Annotated in this window: 16 protein-coding genes; 11 read left to right on the top strand and 5 right to left on the bottom strand. The window is 73.3% G+C overall.

Annotated features, from left to right (window positions below; genetic code table 11):
* Nucleotides 1–36: 36 nt before the first annotated feature.
* Genes KPF47_RS20725 through KPF47_RS20710 form a run of 4 tightly spaced genes read left to right on the top strand, consistent with a single transcriptional unit; the run spans nt 37 to nt 3,917 of the window.
* Nucleotides 37–963 (top strand): ABC transporter permease, encoded by a 927-nt coding sequence (locus tag KPF47_RS20725; RefSeq protein ID WP_224390393.1) that lies wholly within the window; start codon nt 37–39, stop codon nt 961–963.
* Nucleotides 956–1,894, top strand: a complete 939-nt coding sequence (locus tag KPF47_RS20720) for an ABC transporter permease (protein WP_224390392.1) — start codon at nt 956–958, stop codon at nt 1,892–1,894. Before KPF47_RS20725 ends, KPF47_RS20720 begins: the two co-directional genes overlap by 8 nt.
* Entirely contained in the window at nt 1,891–2,916 is a 1,026-nt protein-coding gene (locus KPF47_RS20715; protein ID WP_224390390.1) for an ABC transporter ATP-binding protein, read from the top strand. Before KPF47_RS20720 ends, KPF47_RS20715 begins: the two co-directional genes overlap by 4 nt.
* Nucleotides 2,913–3,917 carry an ABC transporter ATP-binding protein gene (locus KPF47_RS20710; protein WP_224390388.1) on the top strand — a complete coding sequence of 335 codons (1,005 nt, stop codon included), beginning with the start codon at nt 2,913–2,915 and terminating at the stop codon, nt 3,915–3,917. The genes KPF47_RS20715 and KPF47_RS20710 overlap by 4 nt, the downstream gene beginning before the upstream one ends.
* A gap of 53 nt (nt 3,918–3,970) precedes the next feature.
* Here KPF47_RS20710 and KPF47_RS40285 read toward each other — a convergent pair whose 3' ends face one another.
* From KPF47_RS40285 to KPF47_RS20695, 3 genes are all read right to left on the bottom strand, one after another.
* Complete coding sequence (locus tag KPF47_RS40285) at nt 3,971–4,978, bottom strand: GGDEF domain-containing protein (protein WP_224390386.1); 1,008 nt, start codon at nt 4,976–4,978, stop codon at nt 3,971–3,973.
* Nucleotides 4,979–6,311: 1,333 nt separating this feature from the next.
* Nucleotides 6,312–6,548 (bottom strand): zinc ribbon domain-containing protein, encoded by a 237-nt coding sequence (locus tag KPF47_RS20700; RefSeq protein ID WP_224390385.1) that lies wholly within the window; start codon nt 6,546–6,548, stop codon nt 6,312–6,314.
* A gap of 9 nt (nt 6,549–6,557) precedes the next feature.
* Nucleotides 6,558–7,523: an NAD(P)/FAD-dependent oxidoreductase gene (locus tag KPF47_RS20695; protein ID WP_224390384.1), complete on the bottom strand. Its 966-nt coding sequence runs from the start codon at nt 7,521–7,523 to the stop codon at nt 6,558–6,560.
* A 73-nt stretch (nt 7,524–7,596) separates the two neighbouring features.
* Here KPF47_RS20695 and KPF47_RS20690 point away from each other — a divergent pair, with 73 nt between their 5' ends.
* The 3 genes from KPF47_RS20690 to KPF47_RS20675 all read left to right on the top strand — a co-directional run bounded on the left by KPF47_RS20690 (nt 7,597) and on the right by KPF47_RS20675 (nt 11,086).
* Nucleotides 7,597–8,358 (top strand): alpha/beta hydrolase, encoded by a 762-nt coding sequence (locus KPF47_RS20690; RefSeq protein ID WP_224390383.1) that lies wholly within the window; start codon nt 7,597–7,599, stop codon nt 8,356–8,358.
* The gene (locus KPF47_RS20685; protein WP_224390382.1) at nt 8,355–8,492 is read left to right on the top strand and encodes a hypothetical protein; all 138 of its coding nucleotides are present in this window, start codon (nt 8,355–8,357) and stop codon (nt 8,490–8,492) included. Before KPF47_RS20690 ends, KPF47_RS20685 begins: the two co-directional genes overlap by 4 nt.
* Nucleotides 8,493–8,698: 206 nt before the next feature.
* Nucleotides 8,699–11,086: an excinuclease ABC subunit UvrA gene (locus tag KPF47_RS20675; protein WP_224390381.1), complete on the top strand. Its 2,388-nt coding sequence runs from the start codon at nt 8,699–8,701 to the stop codon at nt 11,084–11,086.
* Nucleotides 11,087–11,103: 17 nt separating this feature from the next.
* Here KPF47_RS20675 and KPF47_RS20670 read toward each other — a convergent pair whose 3' ends face one another.
* The gene (locus tag KPF47_RS20670; protein WP_224390380.1) at nt 11,104–11,355 is read right to left on the bottom strand and encodes a hypothetical protein; all 252 of its coding nucleotides are present in this window, start codon (nt 11,353–11,355) and stop codon (nt 11,104–11,106) included.
* 204 nt (nt 11,356–11,559) lie between these two features.
* Between KPF47_RS20670 and KPF47_RS40280 the strand changes: the two genes are divergently transcribed.
* The 4 genes from KPF47_RS40280 to acs are packed head-to-tail and all read left to right on the top strand — an operon-like array spanning nt 11,560 to nt 16,498.
* Nucleotides 11,560–12,687, top strand: coding sequence for a histidine kinase (locus KPF47_RS40280; protein WP_224390379.1), 1,128 nt, complete (start codon nt 11,560–11,562; stop codon nt 12,685–12,687).
* Nucleotides 12,684–13,373 carry a response regulator transcription factor gene (locus KPF47_RS20660; RefSeq protein ID WP_224390377.1) on the top strand — a complete coding sequence of 230 codons (690 nt, stop codon included), beginning with the start codon at nt 12,684–12,686 and terminating at the stop codon, nt 13,371–13,373. Before KPF47_RS40280 ends, KPF47_RS20660 begins: the two co-directional genes overlap by 4 nt.
* Before the next feature lie 24 nt (nt 13,374–13,397).
* On the top strand, nt 13,398–14,546 hold the full coding sequence (locus KPF47_RS20655) for a DUF3500 domain-containing protein (RefSeq protein WP_224390375.1): 1,149 nt from the start codon (nt 13,398–13,400) through the stop codon (nt 14,544–14,546).
* A gap of 53 nt (nt 14,547–14,599) precedes the next feature.
* Entirely contained in the window at nt 14,600–16,498 is a 1,899-nt protein-coding gene (gene acs, locus KPF47_RS20650) for an acetate--CoA ligase (RefSeq protein WP_224390374.1), read from the top strand.
* A gap of 2 nt (nt 16,499–16,500) precedes the next feature.
* On the opposite strand, the gene KPF47_RS20645 is transcribed toward acs, so the two are convergent.
* Nucleotides 16,501–16,818, bottom strand: a complete 318-nt coding sequence (locus KPF47_RS20645; protein WP_073574481.1) for a putative quinol monooxygenase — start codon at nt 16,816–16,818, stop codon at nt 16,501–16,503.
* Nucleotides 16,819–16,897 lie beyond the last annotated feature (79 nt).

Below are 16,897 nucleotides of genomic sequence, written 5' to 3'. Positions count from 1 at the left end.
GCGCGAACCGCCGGACCCCGAACCCGGAGGTGACCCGTGGGGCGCTATGTCCTGCGACGACTCCTGCAGCTCGTGCCGGTCTTCCTCGGCACCACGTTCCTCATCTACTTCATGGTCTGGGCGCTGCCCGGTGACCCGCTCGCCGGCAAGTGCGGCGACCAGGCCTGTCCGCCCGCGTTCATCGAGCGCATGCGGGAGGAGTACGGGCTGGACCAGTCGATCTTCGTCCAGTACTTCACCTACCTCGGCAACCTGCTGCGGGGCGACTTCGGCGAGAACTTCCGCGGCCAGGAGGTCGCGACGCTGATCGCGAACGCCTACCCGGTCACGATCAAGCTCGCGGTCGTCGCGCTGGTCATCCAGGCGATCATCGGCCTGACCGCGGGTGTGCTCACCGGGCTGCGGCCCGGGGGGTTCCTGGACAACGTCGTGCTCACCGCGACGCTGTTCCTGGTCGCGGTGCCGGTGTTCGTGACCGGCTACGTGCTGCAGTCGGTCCTCGGGCTGCGGCTGGGCCTGATCCCGCCGACCGTCCCGGCCGACCCCGGGTTCCTGGACCTGATCGTGCCCGGCTACGTGCTCGGCAGCCTGTCACTGGCCTACGTGGCCCGGCTGACCCGCACCTCGATCGCGGAGAACCTGCGCGCCGACTACGTCCGCACGGCGACCGCGAAGGGCCTGACCCGGCGTCGGGTCGTCGGCGTCCACCTGACCCGCAACTCGGCGATCCCGGTGATCACCTTCCTCGGCGCCGACTTCGGCACGCTCATGGGCGGCGCGATCGTCACCGAGGGCATCTTCAACATCCGCGGCATCGGTGGGCTGATCTTCGGGTCCATCCAGCGGCTCGACGGGGTGGTCGTCACCGGCGTCGTCGTCCTGCTGGTGATCGTCTACCTGCTCGCGAACCTGGTCGTGGACGTCACCTACGCCCTGCTCGACCCGAGGATCCGCCTTGACTGACCCCACCACCGCCACGGCCGACAAGCCCGTGGCCACCGACGGCCGTGCCGAGGCGTCGGCCCGCACCCGCAGCCTCAGCGGCGACGCCTGGCACGACCTGCGCCGTCGTCCGCTGTTCCTCGTCGCGGCAGGACTCATCACGTTCCTCCTGGTCATGGCCGCGTTCCCGCAGCTGTTCACCTCCGTCGACCCGACCGTGGGCGACCTGTCACGGGCTCGGCAGGACCCGTCGGCCCAGGCCTGGTTCGGCTACGACCACCTCGGCCGCGACGTCTTCGCCCGCACCGTCTACGGCACCCGGGTCTCGATCGTCGTCGGGGTGCTGGCGACGACCGCGGTCGTGCTCGTCGGCGCCGTCATGGGCCTGATCGCCGGGTTCGCCGGCGGCTGGGTGGACTCGCTGCTCGCCCGCATCGCCGACGTCTTCTTCGGCGTGCCGTTCATCCTCGGCGCGATCGTCGTGCTCTCCACCTTCCGGACCTCGGTCGGGCAGAGCGTGCTCGGCATCAGCGGCCTGGTGATCGGCACGATCGGGCTGCTGTCCTGGCCGATCGTCATGCGGATCATGCGGTCCGCCGCGATCGCCGCCCGCAACCAGGACTACGTGAAGGCCGCCCGCGCCCTCGGTGCGAGCCCGTGGCGGATCATCCGGCGGCACATGCTGCCCAACACGATCGCCCCGGTGATGGTGTACGCGACGATCGCCCTCGGTGCGTTCATCGGGGCGGAGGCGACGCTGTCGTTCCTCGGCGTCGGCCTGCGCGACCCCGTCGTGTCCTGGGGCGTGATGATCAGCGAGGCGCAGAGCTACCTGCGCACCTCGCCGCACCTGCTGCTGTTCCCCGGCGCGTTCCTCGTCGTCACCGTGCTGGCTTTCGTGCTGCTCGGCGACGCGGTGCGCGACGCGTTCGACCCGAAGGGCCGGTCATGAGTCCCGACACCCAGGCGACCCCGGCACCGGCCGGGACCGGGCAGGCCGGTGTGCCGCTGCTCGAGGTGGAGGACCTGCACGTGGAGTTCCGCACCCGCGACGGCGTCGCCCGGGTGCTGAACGGGGTGGACTACCACGTCCACGCGGGGGAGACCCTCGCCGTGCTGGGCGAGTCCGGCTCCGGCAAGTCGGTCACCGCGAACACGGTGATGGGCATCCTCCCGATGCCGCCCGCCCGGATCGCCGGCGGCGCCGTCCGCTACCGCGGCGAGGACCTGCTCTCCGCGACCGAGGAACGGCGCCGGGAGCTGCGTGGCGAGAACGTCGCGATGATCTTCCAGGACGCGCTGTCCGCGCTGAACCCGGTGTTCACCGTCGGGTTCCAGATCGGTGAGCAGCTCCGTACCCGGCGGGGCATGAGCAAGCGCGACGCGCGTACCCGTGCCGTCGAGCTGCTCGACCTGGTCGGGATCCCGGGGGCGAAGCAGCGGGTCACGAACTTCCCGCACGAGTTCTCCGGCGGCATGCGCCAGCGCGTCATGATCGCGATGTCGCTGGCACTGGACCCCGACGTGCTCATCGCCGACGAGCCGACGACCGCGCTCGACGTCACCGTCCAGGCCCAGATCATGGACCTGCTGGCCGACATCCAGCGCGAGCGGGAGATGGGGCTGGTCCTCATCACGCACGACCTCGGCGTCGTCGCCGAGGTTGCCGACCGGATCGCGGTGATGTATGCGGGGCGGATCGTCGAGCAGGGCGACGTGCACCAGCTCTTCGCGAACCCGGCCCACCCCTACACCGAGGCGCTGCTGGCCTCGATCCCGCGGCTGGACAGCAAGGGCACCGAGCTGCGGGCGATCACCGGCCTCCCGCCGACGCTGACCGCCATCCCCGACGGCTGCCCGTTCCACCCGCGCTGCCCGCGCGCGGTGGACCGCTGTCGGGAGACCGACCCGCCGCTGATCCCGCTGCCCGGTGCGCGGGCGTCGGCCTGCCTGTTCGCGGAGGATCTCGTATGAGCGAGCCCGTCCTCGAGGTCGACGACCTCGTCAAGCACTTCCCGGTCAAGGTCGGGGCGGTGGTCAAGCGGACCGTCGGGCACGTCCGCGCCGTCGACGGTGTGTCGTTCTCCCTGGGCAAGGGCGAGACGCTGGGCATCGTCGGTGAGTCCGGCTGCGGCAAGTCGACCCTGGCCCAGGTGCTGATGCGCCTGGAGCCGCCGACGTCGGGCTCGGTGCGCTTCCACGGCGAGGACATCTTCGCCCGTCGCGGTGCGGAGCTGCGGGCGCTGCGCCGGCAGATGCAGATCGTGCTGCAGGACCCCTACACGTCGCTGAACCCCCGGATGACGGTCGCCGACATCGTCGGGGAGCCGTTCGAGATCCACCCGGAGGTCGCACCGAAGGGCGAGCGGCGCGCGAAGGTGCAGGAGCTGCTCGACGTCGTCGGGCTCAACCCGGACTTCGTCAACCGCTACCCGCACCAGTTCTCCGGCGGGCAGCGTCAGCGCATCGGCATCGCCCGGGCGCTCGCGCTCAAGCCGGAGATCATCATCTGCGACGAGCCGGTGTCCGCCCTGGACGTCTCCATCCAGGCGCAGGTGATGAACCTGCTGGGCACCCTGCAGCGCGAGTTCGGCCTGTCCTACATCTTCATCGCCCACGACCTGTCCGTCGTGCGGCACCTGTCGGACCGGGTCGGCGTGATGTACCTGGGCAAGATGGTCGAGCTGGGGACGGAGGACGAGATCTACACGCGCGCGTCGCACCCCTACACCCAGGCGCTGCTGTCCGCGGTCCCGGTGCCCGACCCCTCGGTCCGGGAGGGGCGCACCCGGATCCGGCTGACCGGTGACGTTCCGAGCCCGGTGGACCCCCCTAGCGGGTGCCGGTTCCGGACGCGCTGCTGGAAGGCCACCGACATCTGCGCGACCGAGGAGCCGCCGCTGGTGACCCGGCCGGGCGGGCACCACCCGAGCGCCTGCCACCACGCCAGCGAGGAGTACCTGCTCCCGACCTGAGGCGCGCGGGCGGTGGATCCGGCCCGGCGCCGCGCCGGGTCCACCCACCGCCCTCAGGCCCCCGGGCGGGGCGCGGGCACGGACGGGCCGGGCGGCGACGGGGTGCGGGGTCCGTGCCGGACCAGGACCCGGTTGCGGCCGGCGCCCTTCGCGGCGTAGAGCGCCTCGTCGGCCGCCGCGAGCAGGACGTCGAGGTCGCGGCCCGCCCCCGGGTGGACGGCGGCGCCGACCGACACGGTCAGGCCGGCGACCTGGACGGGGACCTCGTCGTCGACCCGGACGTGCAGCTGCTCGATCCGTCGGCGGATCCGCTCGCCCACCTCGCGGACCGCACCCCCGTCACGGTCGGGCCGTCCGCGGACCCCGGCCAGCGCGACGACGAACTCCTCCCCGCCGAACCGGCCCGCGGCGTCGCGGTCGCGGATCTCGTCGCTGATGGCCTCGGCCACGGCGCGGAGCACCGCGTCGCCGACCAGGTGGCCGTAGCGGTCGTTGACCTCCTTGAAGAAGTCGAGGTCGAGGATCAGCACCCCGCCGCCGGACCTGTCGCGCTCCGCGGTCGCGAGCACCAGCCGGGCCCGCGACCGCCACCCCTCGGCGTTGAGCAGACCGGTCTTGGCATCGGTCGCGGCCCGGGTCTCCAGCTGCCGGATCAGCGTGGTCTGTTCCATCAGCACCAGCGCGGGGAGCACCAGCCCGACGAGCAGGACGTGGTCCGGCACCACGGTGGTGGCCACGAGGCCGCCGAGACACAGGGTGGCCGTCTCCAGGCCGACGTCGCCGCCGGCGAGGATCGCGAGGAACCTGCTGCGCGGCTGGGTCAGCCGGATGACGCCGACCACCAGCAGCATGTTCGTGCCGGTGTACACGACCAGGCAGGCGAGGACCTCCACGACCGCGAGCCAGGACGTGGTGGCGCCGACGGCCTCGAACCCGTACCGGACCGAGGCGACCAGGTAGACGGCCAGGACGACGGTGGACGTCGAGTAGAACTGCCGGTGCGGCGGAGTGCCGGCCGGTCGGAACACCCGGAAATACAGATGTGTGTAGCTGACGATCACGGTGGACGCGGCGAGTGCCGGCGGCAGCAGGAGAGCGCCGGCGAAAGTCCAGACCGAACTCAGATCGATGTACCGGGTATCGGCGATACGGCGCCGTAATCGCTCTGCCCGCAAGGAGATCTCCGCGTGCACGCCGCTGAAGACGAGTAGCGCGCCCGCGGTCCACCACAGTGATCCGTCCCGGGGAAGGCCGTGGACCGCGATATCGACGGTGAGCAGGCACACAGCGGCGAGTTCGACCGCGACGAGTAACACCCGGACCGGCGCCGGGAGAGACCACAGGTGCCACTCCGCCCACCAGGACCGGAGAGCGCTCCGGGCGGCGGGTCGGTTCACCGATTTCCTCGAATCGTAGATCGTTCGATCTCGGCCCCAGCATAGTCGCCGCCGGTGCCTTCCTCGCTGCTCAGTCGTGCCGCGCTCCCCGCTCCAGAGGTCGGCGCGCGACTCCCCGGCCGGCATTCAAGATCAACTAAGGCGCTGACGTGCCGATGTTCCTCGCCTACCCTGTCGGAGCCGCTCCCGGAGCAGGGCGGCACCGCGTGTGCGGTCACCTGACGTCGTCGTGCCGGTGAGGCCATTCGGCGTAGTGGGTGGCCCGGTCGTGAGTGGAGGTCGTCGTGCACGGCGGGAATCGGTCGCGCTGTCCGGAACCGTTCTCACGGATTCCGGTGATTCCGGCCGTGTGCATCGCCGGAGCTCGTCGACCGGACGTCCGCCGGTGCCGTGCGGTGACACGGGAGGGGGTGATCGTCGATGCGTAACTGGAACTGGTGACGCATTCCGGACGGATTCGAGCGGGGAAGGAGTCGTGTCGTGCGCAACTGGAACTGGTGACCGCGGCGAGGTGGGTTCGAGCGAGAAGAAGGGCGTGTTGTGCGCAACTGGAATTGGTGATCACGGGCCGGTCCCGGCCCGGGGAGCGGGCCGGAGTCGACCGGTACTACGGGAAATGGTGATCGATATGGAGTGGGGCCGGAAGACGGGGGGACGCATCGTGCGCAACTGGAACTGGTGAGCGGGAGGTCCGCCGACCGATCCGCGCGGCGAGGGAGGCGTCGTCGCGCGCCGCGGGGACCGAGGAGGTCGCGTCGCCCGGGGACGGGCGCAGGACGCACGCCCGTCCCGCCGGCGGGACGACTGCGGGGCGATGCAGGTGGAGGCGGGGTCGGGGCCGGCCGACCGCGACGGCAACAGTGCGACGGCGGGGTGCGTGGAGCTCCCACGCACCCCCCCCGCCCACGCACGGCGCACGGTCCGAGGGGTTGCGGCCGCGACGGATGCCACCGTGCTCGCCCGGGGTCGCCGCGACCGGGCGGGGCAGGGGAGCGGCTCAGATCCGCGCGCCGTGGCGACGGGCCTCGTCGCGGGACAGGGTGCGCCCTGCCCCGCAGACCGGGCACCGCGTGGCGTACCGGCTGCGCAGCGGCAGCACCGGCACGAAGAACAGCGTGAACCGGGTCCTGCGCCGTACCGCGGGCTGCGGACCCGCGTGACCGCACGTGCCGCAGCCCAGCGCGACCAGGCCCAGTGGGCGCTCCGTGCGCGACAACCCGAAGACGACCAGCACGCTCCCAGGCTAGAGGTGCGCCACCTCCCGCAGCGCGGCGAGCGCCCCGGCCTCGACGAGGTCGGCATTGATCGCCGCACCCGCGAACGCCCCGGCGGCCGCCGCGGCGCCCACCTGCGCGCCCGGGTCGGTGACGTTGCCGGCGAGCCACACCCCCTCCACCGTGCTGGCGCCCGTCGCATCGGCGACGAGGTGGCGGCCCATCCCGCTCGGGTGCTCGACCGGCACCAGGCCCAGCTCGGCGAGGAACCCGGCGCGGGCCTCCATCCGGGTCGCCACCGCGACGATCTCCCGTGCCACCACACCGGACGGCGTGACGAGCCCGGTGACCGCGCCGTCGCTCCGCACCACCTCGCCGACCGGCCCGTCGACGACGGTGATGCCCAGCGCGTCGAAGCGCTCCCGTTGCTCCGGGGTCGGCCCCACCGTGTGGGTCGCGTACACCACGTCCGCGCTGAGCTGCCGGAACAACAGCGCCTGGTGCGCCGAACCGGGCGCAGTGCCGAGCACCGCGATCGGGCGGTCACGCACCTCGTAGCCGTGGCAGTAGGGACAGTGGACGACGTCGGCGCCCCACCCCTGGGCGAGCCCCGGCACGTCGGGCAGCACGTCGTCGAGCCCGGTCGTGACGAGCAGCCGCCGGGCCCCCAGAGCGGTGCCGTCGGCCAGGGTCACGGCGAAGCCGCCCCCGCTCCGGCGGGCGCCGACGACCTCGCCGTGCAGCACGGTGCCGCCGTAGCGGCGGACCTCCTCCCGGCCGGTCGCGAGCAGCTCCGCCGGGGCGACGCCGTCCCGGGCGAACAGGCCGTGTGCGGCGTCGGCCGGAGCGTTGCGGGGCAGGCCGGAGTCGACGACGACCACCGACCGCAGGGACCGGGCGAGCATCATCGCGCCGTTGAGGCCTGCCGGGCCACCGCCGACGACGACGACGTCGTGGGTCCGTGCCGTGTCCATGGTGTGCAGCGCTGTGTCCATGGCGTGCAGCCTGGTCGTCGTCGTGCAGAACGGCAAGAATCGTTGCTGTTCCGGCAAAGTGCAGAATGGTGCCATGACCCTGCACGTGCACCACGCGGGCGACCCCGCCGGTCCGCCGGTCCTCGCGGTCCACGGCGTCACCGGTCACGGTCTGCGCTGGCGGCCGCTGGTCACCGCCCTTCCCCGGCTGCGGTGGATCACCGTCGACGTCCGCGGGCACGGACGGTCGACGTGGGCGCCGCCGTGGAACCTGGAGCGCCACGTCGCGGACCTGGTGGAGGTGCTCGACGCCGAGGGCGTCGGGCGCGCCGCCGTGGTCGGGCACTCCTTCGGCGGCGCCATCGCCACGCACCTCGCGCGCACCGCGCCCGAGCGCGTCGACCGGCTCGCGCTCCTCGACCCGGCGCTCGGGCTCGACCCGCAGGACATGCTCGCCGCGGCCGAGGACGTCCGGGGCGAGGTCGCCTTCGCGACCCGCGACGCCGCCCGCGCGGCCAAGGCCGGGACCTGGGCCGATGTCCCCGGCGCGCTCGTCGACGCCGAGGTCGACGAGCATCTCGAACAGCGTGCCGGCGCCTGGCGTTGGCGGCTCAGCCAGGCCTGTCTGGTCGCGGCGTGGGCGGAGATGGCGCGCCCCGCCGTCGTCCCACCGGCCGGGCTGCCGACCCTGGTCGTCCCCGCCGTCCGGGCCGACTTCGTCTCCGAGGACTGGCTGGACGACTGCCGCGCCACGCTCGGCGCGGACCTCACCGTCGCCCCGGTCGACGCCGGGCACATGGTCTACCTGGAACGCCCGGACGAGGTGGCGGCGCTGCTCGGGGACTTCCTCGGGTGAGCGAGCGTGACGAGGACGCCTGCGCGAGCTCGACCGACCGGACGCGCGGTGCGCGCGACCGCATCGACCGCGAGCAGATCACCCGACCGGTCAGGAATCGAGAAGCCACGGCGCCGTCGACCTCACTAGCGTGAACCGGGATGACGGCCGAGGGCACCCACCCCTCCGGTAACGACCTCGACGCCGCGTTCGACAGGCTCCAGGGGAGTGGCGCCGAGGTCGTCCGGGGAGCCGGCCGACCAGCCGTACCGGATGCGCGACCGTGCCCTCCGCGACCCCGCGGGCACGATGGTCCGCATCCAGCAGCGGCCCTGAGCAGGGCCGGACCGGGGGGAACGACATGCACGCAGCCGACAGCCACGACCTGATCCGCGTGCACGGCGCGCGCGAGAACAACCTGCGCGACGTCTCCGTCGAGCTGCCCAAGCGGCGGCTCACCGTGTTCACCGGCGTGTCCGGGTCGGGCAAGAGCTCGCTGGTGTTCGCCACGATCGCCGCGGAGTCCCAGCGGATGATCAACGAGACCTACTCCGCCTTCGTCCAGGGGTTCATGCCGACCCTCGGGCGCCCGGACGTCGACGTCCTCGACGGTCTCACCACCGCGATCATCGTCGACCAGGAGCGGATGGGCGGCGACGTGCGCTCCACCGTCGGCACCGCCACCGACGTCGGGGCGCTGCTGCGGATCCTGTTCAGCCGGCTCGGCACCCCCTACGCCGGTCCGGCGAAGGCGTTCTCCTTCAACGTCGCGACGATCAGCGGCTCCGGCGCGGTGACCGTCCGCAAGAACGGCCAGCAGGTCAAGGAACGCCGCGAGTTCGAGATCGTCGGCGGTGCCTGCCCGCGGTGCGAGGGCCGCGGCTCGGTGTCCGACTTCGACCTCACGGCCCTCTACGACGAGTCGAAGTCGATCGTCGAGGGCGCGCTCACGATCCCGAACTACTCCGTGGACGGCTGGTACGGCCGGATCTTCGCCAACTCCGGTTTCTTCCCCGGCGACAAGCCGATCAGCAGCTTCACGAGGCCCCAGCTGAACGCCCTGCTCCACAAGGAGCCCACCCGGATCAAGGTCGACGGCGTCAACGTCACCTTCGAGGGGCTGATCCCGCGGATCCGGAAGTCGTTCCTGGCCAAGGAGCGGGAGGCGATGCAGCCGCACATCCGGGCGTTCGTCGACCGGGCCATCGTGTTCCAGCGCTGCCCGGACTGCGACGGGACGCGCCTGTCCGAGCTCGCCCGTTCCTCGAAGATCCGGGGCATCTCCATCGCCGACGCCTGCGCGATGCAGATCTCCGACCTCGCCGACTGGGTCCGGGGGCTCGAGCGGGCCGACGGAGACGGAGCGGAGCGGAGCGCGACCGTCACGACGGTGGCCCCGCTGCTGGCGTCGCTGCGCGACACGCTCGACTCCTTCGTCGAGATCGGGCTCGGCTACCTGTCGCTGGACCGGCCGTCCGGGTCGCTGTCCGGCGGCGAGGCCCAGCGCACCAAGATGATCAAGCACCTTGGGTCGTCGCTGACCGACGTCACCTACGTCTTCGACGAGCCCACGATCGGGCTGCACCCGCACGACATCGCCCGGATGAACGACCTGCTGCTGCGGCTGCGGGACAAGGGCAACACCGTGCTCGTGGTGGAGCACAAGCCGGATACCATCGGGATCGCCGACCACGTCGTGGACCTGGGGCCGCGGGCGGGCTCCGACGGGGGACACGTCGTCTACACCGGCGACCTCGCCGGTCTGCGGGCCTCGGGCACGCTGACCGGGCGGCACCTGGAGTACCGGGCGTCGCTCAAGCCGTCGGTGCGGACCCCGTCGGGTCACCTGGAGATCCGCGGTGCGGACCGGCACAACCTGCGCGGCGTCGACGTCGACGTCCCGCTCGGGGTGCTCACCGTCGTCACCGGGGTGGCCGGGTCGGGCAAGAGCTCGCTGATCCACGGTTCGGTCGCCGGGCGCGACGGGGTGGTCGTCGTCGACCAGGGCGCGATCAAGGGGTTGCGGCGCAGCGACCCGGCCACCTACACCGGACTGCTGGAACCGATCCGCAAGGCGTTCGCCAAGGCCAACGGCGTCAAGCCCGCGCTGTTCAGTGCGAACAGCGAGGGCGCCTGCCCGAACTGCAACGGGGCCGGCGTCGTCTACACCGACCTCGCGATGATGGCCGGGGTCGCCACCACGTGCGACGTCTGCGACGGACGCCGCTTCGACGCCTCGGTGCTGGCCTACACCCTCGGCGGGCGCGACATCAGCGAGGTCCTGGCGATGCCGGTGGCCGAGGCGGAGAAGTTCTTCGGGGTGGGCGAGGCACGCGTCCCGGCCGCGCACCGGATCCTGGAGCGTCTGGCCGACGTCGGACTCGGCTATCTCACCCTCGGCCGGCCGCTGACGACGCTGTCCGGCGGGGAGCGCCAGCGGCTGAAGCTGGCGGTGCACCTGGGGGAGTCCGGGACGACGTTCGTGCTCGACGAGCCCACCACCGGCCTGCACCTCGCCGACGTCGAGCAGCTGCTCGCACTGCTGGACCGGATCGTCGACGGCGGCCGCTCGGTGATCGTCATCGAGCACCACCAGGCCGTGATGGCGCACGCCGACCGGATCATCGACCTCGGCCCCGGCGCCGGCCACGACGGCGGCACCCTGGTGTTCGAGGGGACCCCGGCCGAGCTGGTCGTCGCCCGGTCGACGCTGACCGGGGTGCACCTCGCGGCCTACGTCGGCGCCTGAGCGGGGCGCGGGCGGGATCAGCCCCGCAACGCGTCCCGGATCTCGCGCAGGACGACGGTCTGCTCGCGCACCGCGGAGATGAGCACGGCCAGTTGGTCGTCGCCGTGGCGCATCTCCTGGTACAGCGCGCTGACCGCGTACGCCGTGGCCGCGGTGTGCCCGTCGGTGGCCTCCGGGTAGTCCTGCGCCCGGTCGGCGGCCTCGAGGAGCTCGAGCGCGTGCTCGATGACGTGCTGCCCGCTCTCGCGGTGACTGTGCGGTTCCGGCATGTCCGAATCGTACTCATTCCGGGTGACGCGGCCCGCCGACTTCGGTCGCGCAGCGCGCGACCTTCGACGGGTGCGCGGCCGCCGGGCCGCCCGGCAGGCTGACCGTCGACCCCGGGGGGTCGGGGACGGGGAGGTGGACCGGTGGCCGTCCCGTTCGAGCGGAAACCTGCTGGACGGCGCCGGTCCGCCCCCTATGGTCGACGCGTGCCGGTCCGCCCCGCCGTGATCTCCGCCCTGCTGGTGGCCGCGGTGCTCGCGGCAGGTCTCACGGTCGCCGAGACACAGGCCACCGCCGGGGTGCTGCAGTGGGCGCTGCTCGCCGCCGGACTGGCGTCGATCGCGGGCATCCCGTGGCGTTACCGGTTCCCCCGGGTGTTCGCGGTGCTCGCCGTGCTCGGGCCGGTGGTCTCGCCGATCGCCACCTACCTCCCGCTGGTCGGGGTGTTCGTGATCGCCACCCGGCGGCGCGCGGTGGAGACGCTGCCGGTGCTGGCGCTCGCCGTCGGCGCCGCCGCGTTCACCCTGTACCGCAACGTGCCCGACGGCTGGACCGTGCTCGTGCTGCTCGGTGGCGCCGTCGCCTTCCAGGCCGTCTCGGTCACCGCGGGTCTGCTCACCGGGATCCGCCGCGCGATGGTCGACGACCTGCGCGAGCGGCTCGACCGCGCCGAGGCCGAGCGTGCGCTGCGCGAGGACCAGGCCCGCGCCGACGAGCGCCGCCGGATCGCGGGGGAGATGCACGACCGGCTCGGGCACCGGCTGTCACTGCTGTCGGTGCACGCCGGGGCGCTCGCGCTGCGCGGGGACCTGCCCGCCAGCACGGTCCGCGAGACCGCCCGGGTGCTGAGCGACACCACGCACCGGGCGATGGAGGACCTGCGGACCATCGTGCAGGTGCTGCACGAACCCGCCGGTGACGTCCCGAACGAGGTGGACGACCTGGGTGCGGTGGCCGCACTCGTGGTCGAGGCCCGCGGGGTCGGCGTCGACGTCGGGCTGCGCTCCACCGAGCTGCTGACCCTCGCCCCGCCGGGGCGGCCGCTGGCCGGCGTCGCCCACCGGGTGGTGCGCGAGGGGCTGACCAACGCCGCCCGGCACGCCCCGGGCGCGCGGGTCGAGGTCGTCCTGGACGGAAGGCCGGGTGCCGAGCTGACGGTCACCGTCCGCTGCGGGCCGAGCATCGCCGGCCCCGCGTCCGGGGGCGCCAGGACCGGCCTGGTCGGGCTACGCGAGCGGGTCGAGACCCTGACCGGGGGCACGCTGACGCACGGCACGACGCCGTCCGGGCACGTCCTGCGGGCGGTCCTGCCCTGGCCGACGGAGCGGACGTGACCGCGATCCGGGTGCTGCTCGTCGACGACGACCCGCTGGTCCGCTCCGGACTGCGGCTCATGCTCGACGGGCACACGCTGCCCGGTGACGACGCCGGGCCGGTGCGCCGGATCGAGGTCGTCGGCGACGTCTGCGACGGCGACGAGGTCGCGGCGGCGGTGGCCGCCGGGCAGCCGCACGTGGTGCTGATGGACCTGCGGATGCGTCGCGTCGACGGGGTCACCGCCACCCGGGAGCTGACCGCGCGGCGCGACGCCCCGACCGTCGTCGTGCTGACCACCTTCGACGCCGACGACCACGTCGTCCGCGCCCTGCGCGCCGGTGCGAGCGGGTTCCTGCTCAAGGACGCCGCGCCGGAGCGCATCGTCGAGGCGGTGCGCGCCGCCGCCGACGGCGACGCCGTGCTGTCCCCGGCCATCGTCCGGCGGCTGATCGGCATCGTGCGCGGCGACGGCGGCGGGCCGGTCGACCGCCGTCGCGCGGCCCGCGCCCGGCTGGCCCGGCTGGCCGAGCGGGAACGCGACGTCGCCGACGCCGTCGCGCGCGGCGGGTCGAACGCCGACATCGCCGTGGAGCTGCACATGTCGGTGGCGACGGTGAAGTCCTACGTCTCGAAGCTGCTGCGTGAGCTCGGACTGGACAACCGGGTGCAGATCGCACTGCTCGTGCGCGACGCCGGGGACTGAGCGACCGGACTACCGTGGGCGGACGTGACCGACCCCGTCCCGTCCGGCCCGGCCCCGTCCGGCACCCCGGCCTCCGGCCCCCCGGTGTCCGGCCCGGCCTCCTGGCACGCCGACGCCGGCGCCGCGGCGGCCGCCGCCTGGCTGGACTCGCTGGACCCGGACGCGCTCGCCGTCGCGACCGGGGCCGGGCCGTCCGGTGACGCGGGCCGCGACGCCGAGCGCCGCCGCTGGTTCTACACCCCCACCGACCACGGGGGCCTGACCCTGCACGCGCAGTCCCCGACCGCGCAGCAGCGGGCGATGCAGCTCCTCGCGACCGGTCTGTCGGAGGCGGGGTTCGCCGCCGTCGCCGCGGTGATGGGGCTGGAGAACGTGCTGGACCGGGCACAGGGCTGGCCGACGCGCCCGTACCGGGAGCGGTTCCGCGACCCGGGTCTGTACCACCTGCGGGTGTTCGGCGACCCCGGTTCGCCGACCTGGGGCTGGCGCTTCGGCGGGCACCACGTGTCGGTGCACCTGCTCGTCGTCGACGGGCGGGTCGCCGCGAGCACCCCGAACTTCCTCGGGGCGAACCCGGCCTCGGTGGCACTGCCCGGCGGCGCCCGGTCCCGTCCGCTCGGGCCGCCCGAGGACCTGGCCCGGGCGATCGTGCGCGGGCTGCCCGTGGAGCTGTTCGACCGGGCGCTGCTGTCCCCGCAGGCCCCGCCGGACCTGGTCACCGCGAACCGGCCGCTCGTCGCGCCGGGGGACCGGCCGCTGCCGACCGCGTCCATCCGCCGGGAGGGCCCGCCCGGCGGCGACCCCGTGCCCGGGACCGAGGACGTCGCGCTGACCGCCGCGCCCGCCGGGATCCCCGCCTCCGCCCTCGACGACCGCGGCCGTGAGCAGCTGCGCACGCTGCTGTCGGCCTACCTCGACCGCGCACCGGCCGGCCTGTCCCCGATGCCCCGCTACGACGACGACGCCGTCCTCGACGAGGTGCACCTGGCCTGGGCCGGGTCGGTCGAGCCGGGGGAGCCGCACTACTACCGGCTGCACGGCCCCCGGCTGCTGCTGGAGTGGGACGACACCCAGGACGGTGCCGACCACGCGCACTCGGTGTGGCGTGACCCGGAGAACGACCTCGGCCTGGACCTGCTCGACGACCACCACCGGGCCTTCGCCCACCGGTGAGTCGTCTCACGACGGCCTGCGCCGCGGGGGCGCCTGCGGCGAGGATCGGCGGCATGTACGCACCTCCGCCCGGTCTCGCCGCGCACGCCAACGTCACCGCCGCGGCCTACGACGAGGCCGCCGCCGATCCGGAGGCGTTCTGGCGCGAGCAGGCCCGGCGGCTGGAGTGGGACCGCGCGCCCGAGCAGGGCTACGACGGCAGCAGCTGGCCCGAGGTCACGTGGTTCGCCGACGGCACCCTGAACGTCGCGCGCAACTGCGTCGACCGGCACGTCGAGGCCGGTGCGGGGGACAAGGTCGCCCTGTACTGGGAGGGCGAGCCGGGGGACCGGCGCACCGTCACCTACGCCGACCTGCAGCGCGAGGTCGCCCGCTGCGCGCACGCGCTCACCGCCCTCGGCGTCGGCCGCGGCGACGTGGTCGTGGTCTACCTGCCGGTGCTGGTCGAGACCGTCGTGGTGATGCTCGCCTGCGCCCGGATCGGGGCCGTCCACTCGCTGGTCTTCGGTGGGTTCTCCCCGTCCGCGTTGCGGTTCCGGATCACCGACGGGTCGGCGAAGCTGCTCGTCACCATCGACGGCCAGTACCGCCGCGGCAAGGCCGTCCCGGTGAAGGCCAACGCCGACGAGGCCGCCGCCGGGGTGGACTCCCTGGACCACGTCCTGGTCATCCGGCGGACCGGCTCGGAGGTGGACTGGACCCCCGGGCGCGACGTGTGGTGGCACGACGTCGTCGACACCGCACCGGACACCCACGAGGCGCAGGCGCACCCGGCCGAGAGCCCGCTCATGCTCGTCTACACCTCGGGGACCACCGGTACGCCCAAGGGCCTGCTGCACACCATGGGCGGCTACCTGACCCAGGCGTCCTGGACGGCGTGGGCCTGCTTCGACCACAAGCCCGACGACGTCTACTGGTGCACCGCGGACCTCGCCTGGGTCACCGCGCACACCTACGAGGTCTACGGCCCCCTGTCCAACGGCGTCACGCAGGTGATCTACGAGGGCACCCCGGACACCCCGGAGCCGGGACGGCACTTCGAGATCATCGCCCGGTACGGCGTCACCGTGTACTACACCGCGCCCACCCTGGTCCGGACGTACATGAAGTGGGGTCCGCAGGTGCCCGCGGCGCACGACCTGTCGTCGCTGCGGCTGCTCGGCACCGTCGGCGAGGCGATCAACCCCGAGGCGTGGCGGTGGTTCCACACCGAGATCGGCGGCGGCCGCTGCCCGATCGTCGACACCTGGTGGCAGTCCGAGACCGGCGCGGCGATCTGCGCCCCGCTGCCCGGGGTGACGCCGCTGGTGCCGGGCTCGGCGACCCGGCCGCTGCCGGGGCTGTCGGTGCGGGTGGTGGACCGCGACGGGCGGACCTGCGAACCCGGCGAGGGCGGCATCCTGGTGATCGACCGGCCGTGGCCCTCGATGGCGCGGACCGTCTGGGGCGACCCGGAGCGGTTCCGCGCGTCCTACTTCGCCGACTTCGCCGAGCAGGGCTGGTACAAGGCGGGTGACGGCGCCGTCGTCGACGAGCACGGGTACGTGACGCTGCAGGGCCGGATCGACGACGTCATGAACGTCTCGGGGCACCGGCTCGGCTCCATCGAGCTGGAGTCGGCGCTGGTGTCGCACCCGCGGGTGGCCGAGGCCGGTGTGGTCGGGGCGCCCGACGCGACGACCGGTCAGGCCGTCGTCGCGTTCGTGACGGTCACCGACGGCCCGACCGAGGGGCTCGCCGCGGAGCTGCGCACCCACGTGGCGCGGGAGATGGGGCCGGTCGCGCGTCCCCGTGAGGTCGTGCTCGTCGCGGAGCTGCCGAAGACCCGCTCGGGCAAGATCATGCGACGGCTGCTGCTCGACGTGACCGCCGGGCGGGAGCCCGGCGACACGACGTCGCTGGTGGACCCGGCCGCGTTCGCGGAGCTGGCGGCCGGGTACCGGCAGGGCTGAGGTCAGGCGATGCGGCGCAGCTTCTGGATCACGAGCTCGCCGTCGAGCAGGTCGCCCATGATCCCGACGAAGTGCACCAGGTGCGGGGTCTGCAGGTGCGCGTCGAGCTTCGCCTCGGACTCCCAGTTCTCGTAGAAGAAGAACACCGCGGGGTCGTCCCAGCCCTGGTGGAGGTCGTAGTTGACGTAGCCGTCCTCCTTCGACGTCGGCTCGATCAGCTTCTCGAGCTCCGCCTTCAGCTCCTCCTCCTTGCCCGGCTTCGCCCGCATCCGGGCGATCACGGTGAGCAGGTCGCGGTTGTCGTCGGTGGGAGTGGGCATCGTTGCCTCCGGCTCGATTAGTTGTGCACAACGAGTATGGCGCATCTCGCCCGGTGGAGTCTGCCCGCAGTCGCTACCG

It is taken from the genome of Pseudonocardia sp. ICBG1293, assembly GCF_020131355.1.
GTDB lineage: Bacteria > Actinomycetota > Actinomycetes > Mycobacteriales > Pseudonocardiaceae > Pseudonocardia.
The sequence above is the reverse complement of the archived record's forward strand: the minus strand, read 5'-3'. Positions and strand labels throughout refer to the sequence as shown.

Coding starts and splice junctions, on each gene's coding strand:
- KPF47_RS20715 (WP_224390390.1), top strand. CDS start 1,891: ATGAGTCCCGACACCCAGGCGACCCCGGCACCGGCCGGGACCGGGCAG.
- KPF47_RS20645 (WP_073574481.1), bottom strand. CDS start 16,818: ATGCCCACTCCCACCGACGACAACCGCGACCTGCTCACCGTGATCGCC.
- KPF47_RS20695 (WP_224390384.1), bottom strand. CDS start 7,523: ATGGACACAGCGCTGCACACCATGGACACGGCACGGACCCACGACGTC.
- KPF47_RS20675 (WP_224390381.1), top strand. CDS start 8,699: ATGCACGCAGCCGACAGCCACGACCTGATCCGCGTGCACGGCGCGCGC.
- KPF47_RS20670 (WP_224390380.1), bottom strand. CDS start 11,355: ATGCCGGAACCGCACAGTCACCGCGAGAGCGGGCAGCACGTCATCGAG.
- KPF47_RS20690 (WP_224390383.1), top strand. CDS start 7,597: ATGACCCTGCACGTGCACCACGCGGGCGACCCCGCCGGTCCGCCGGTC.
- KPF47_RS20710 (WP_224390388.1), top strand. CDS start 2,913: ATGAGCGAGCCCGTCCTCGAGGTCGACGACCTCGTCAAGCACTTCCCG.
- acs (WP_224390374.1), top strand. CDS start 14,600: ATGTACGCACCTCCGCCCGGTCTCGCCGCGCACGCCAACGTCACCGCC.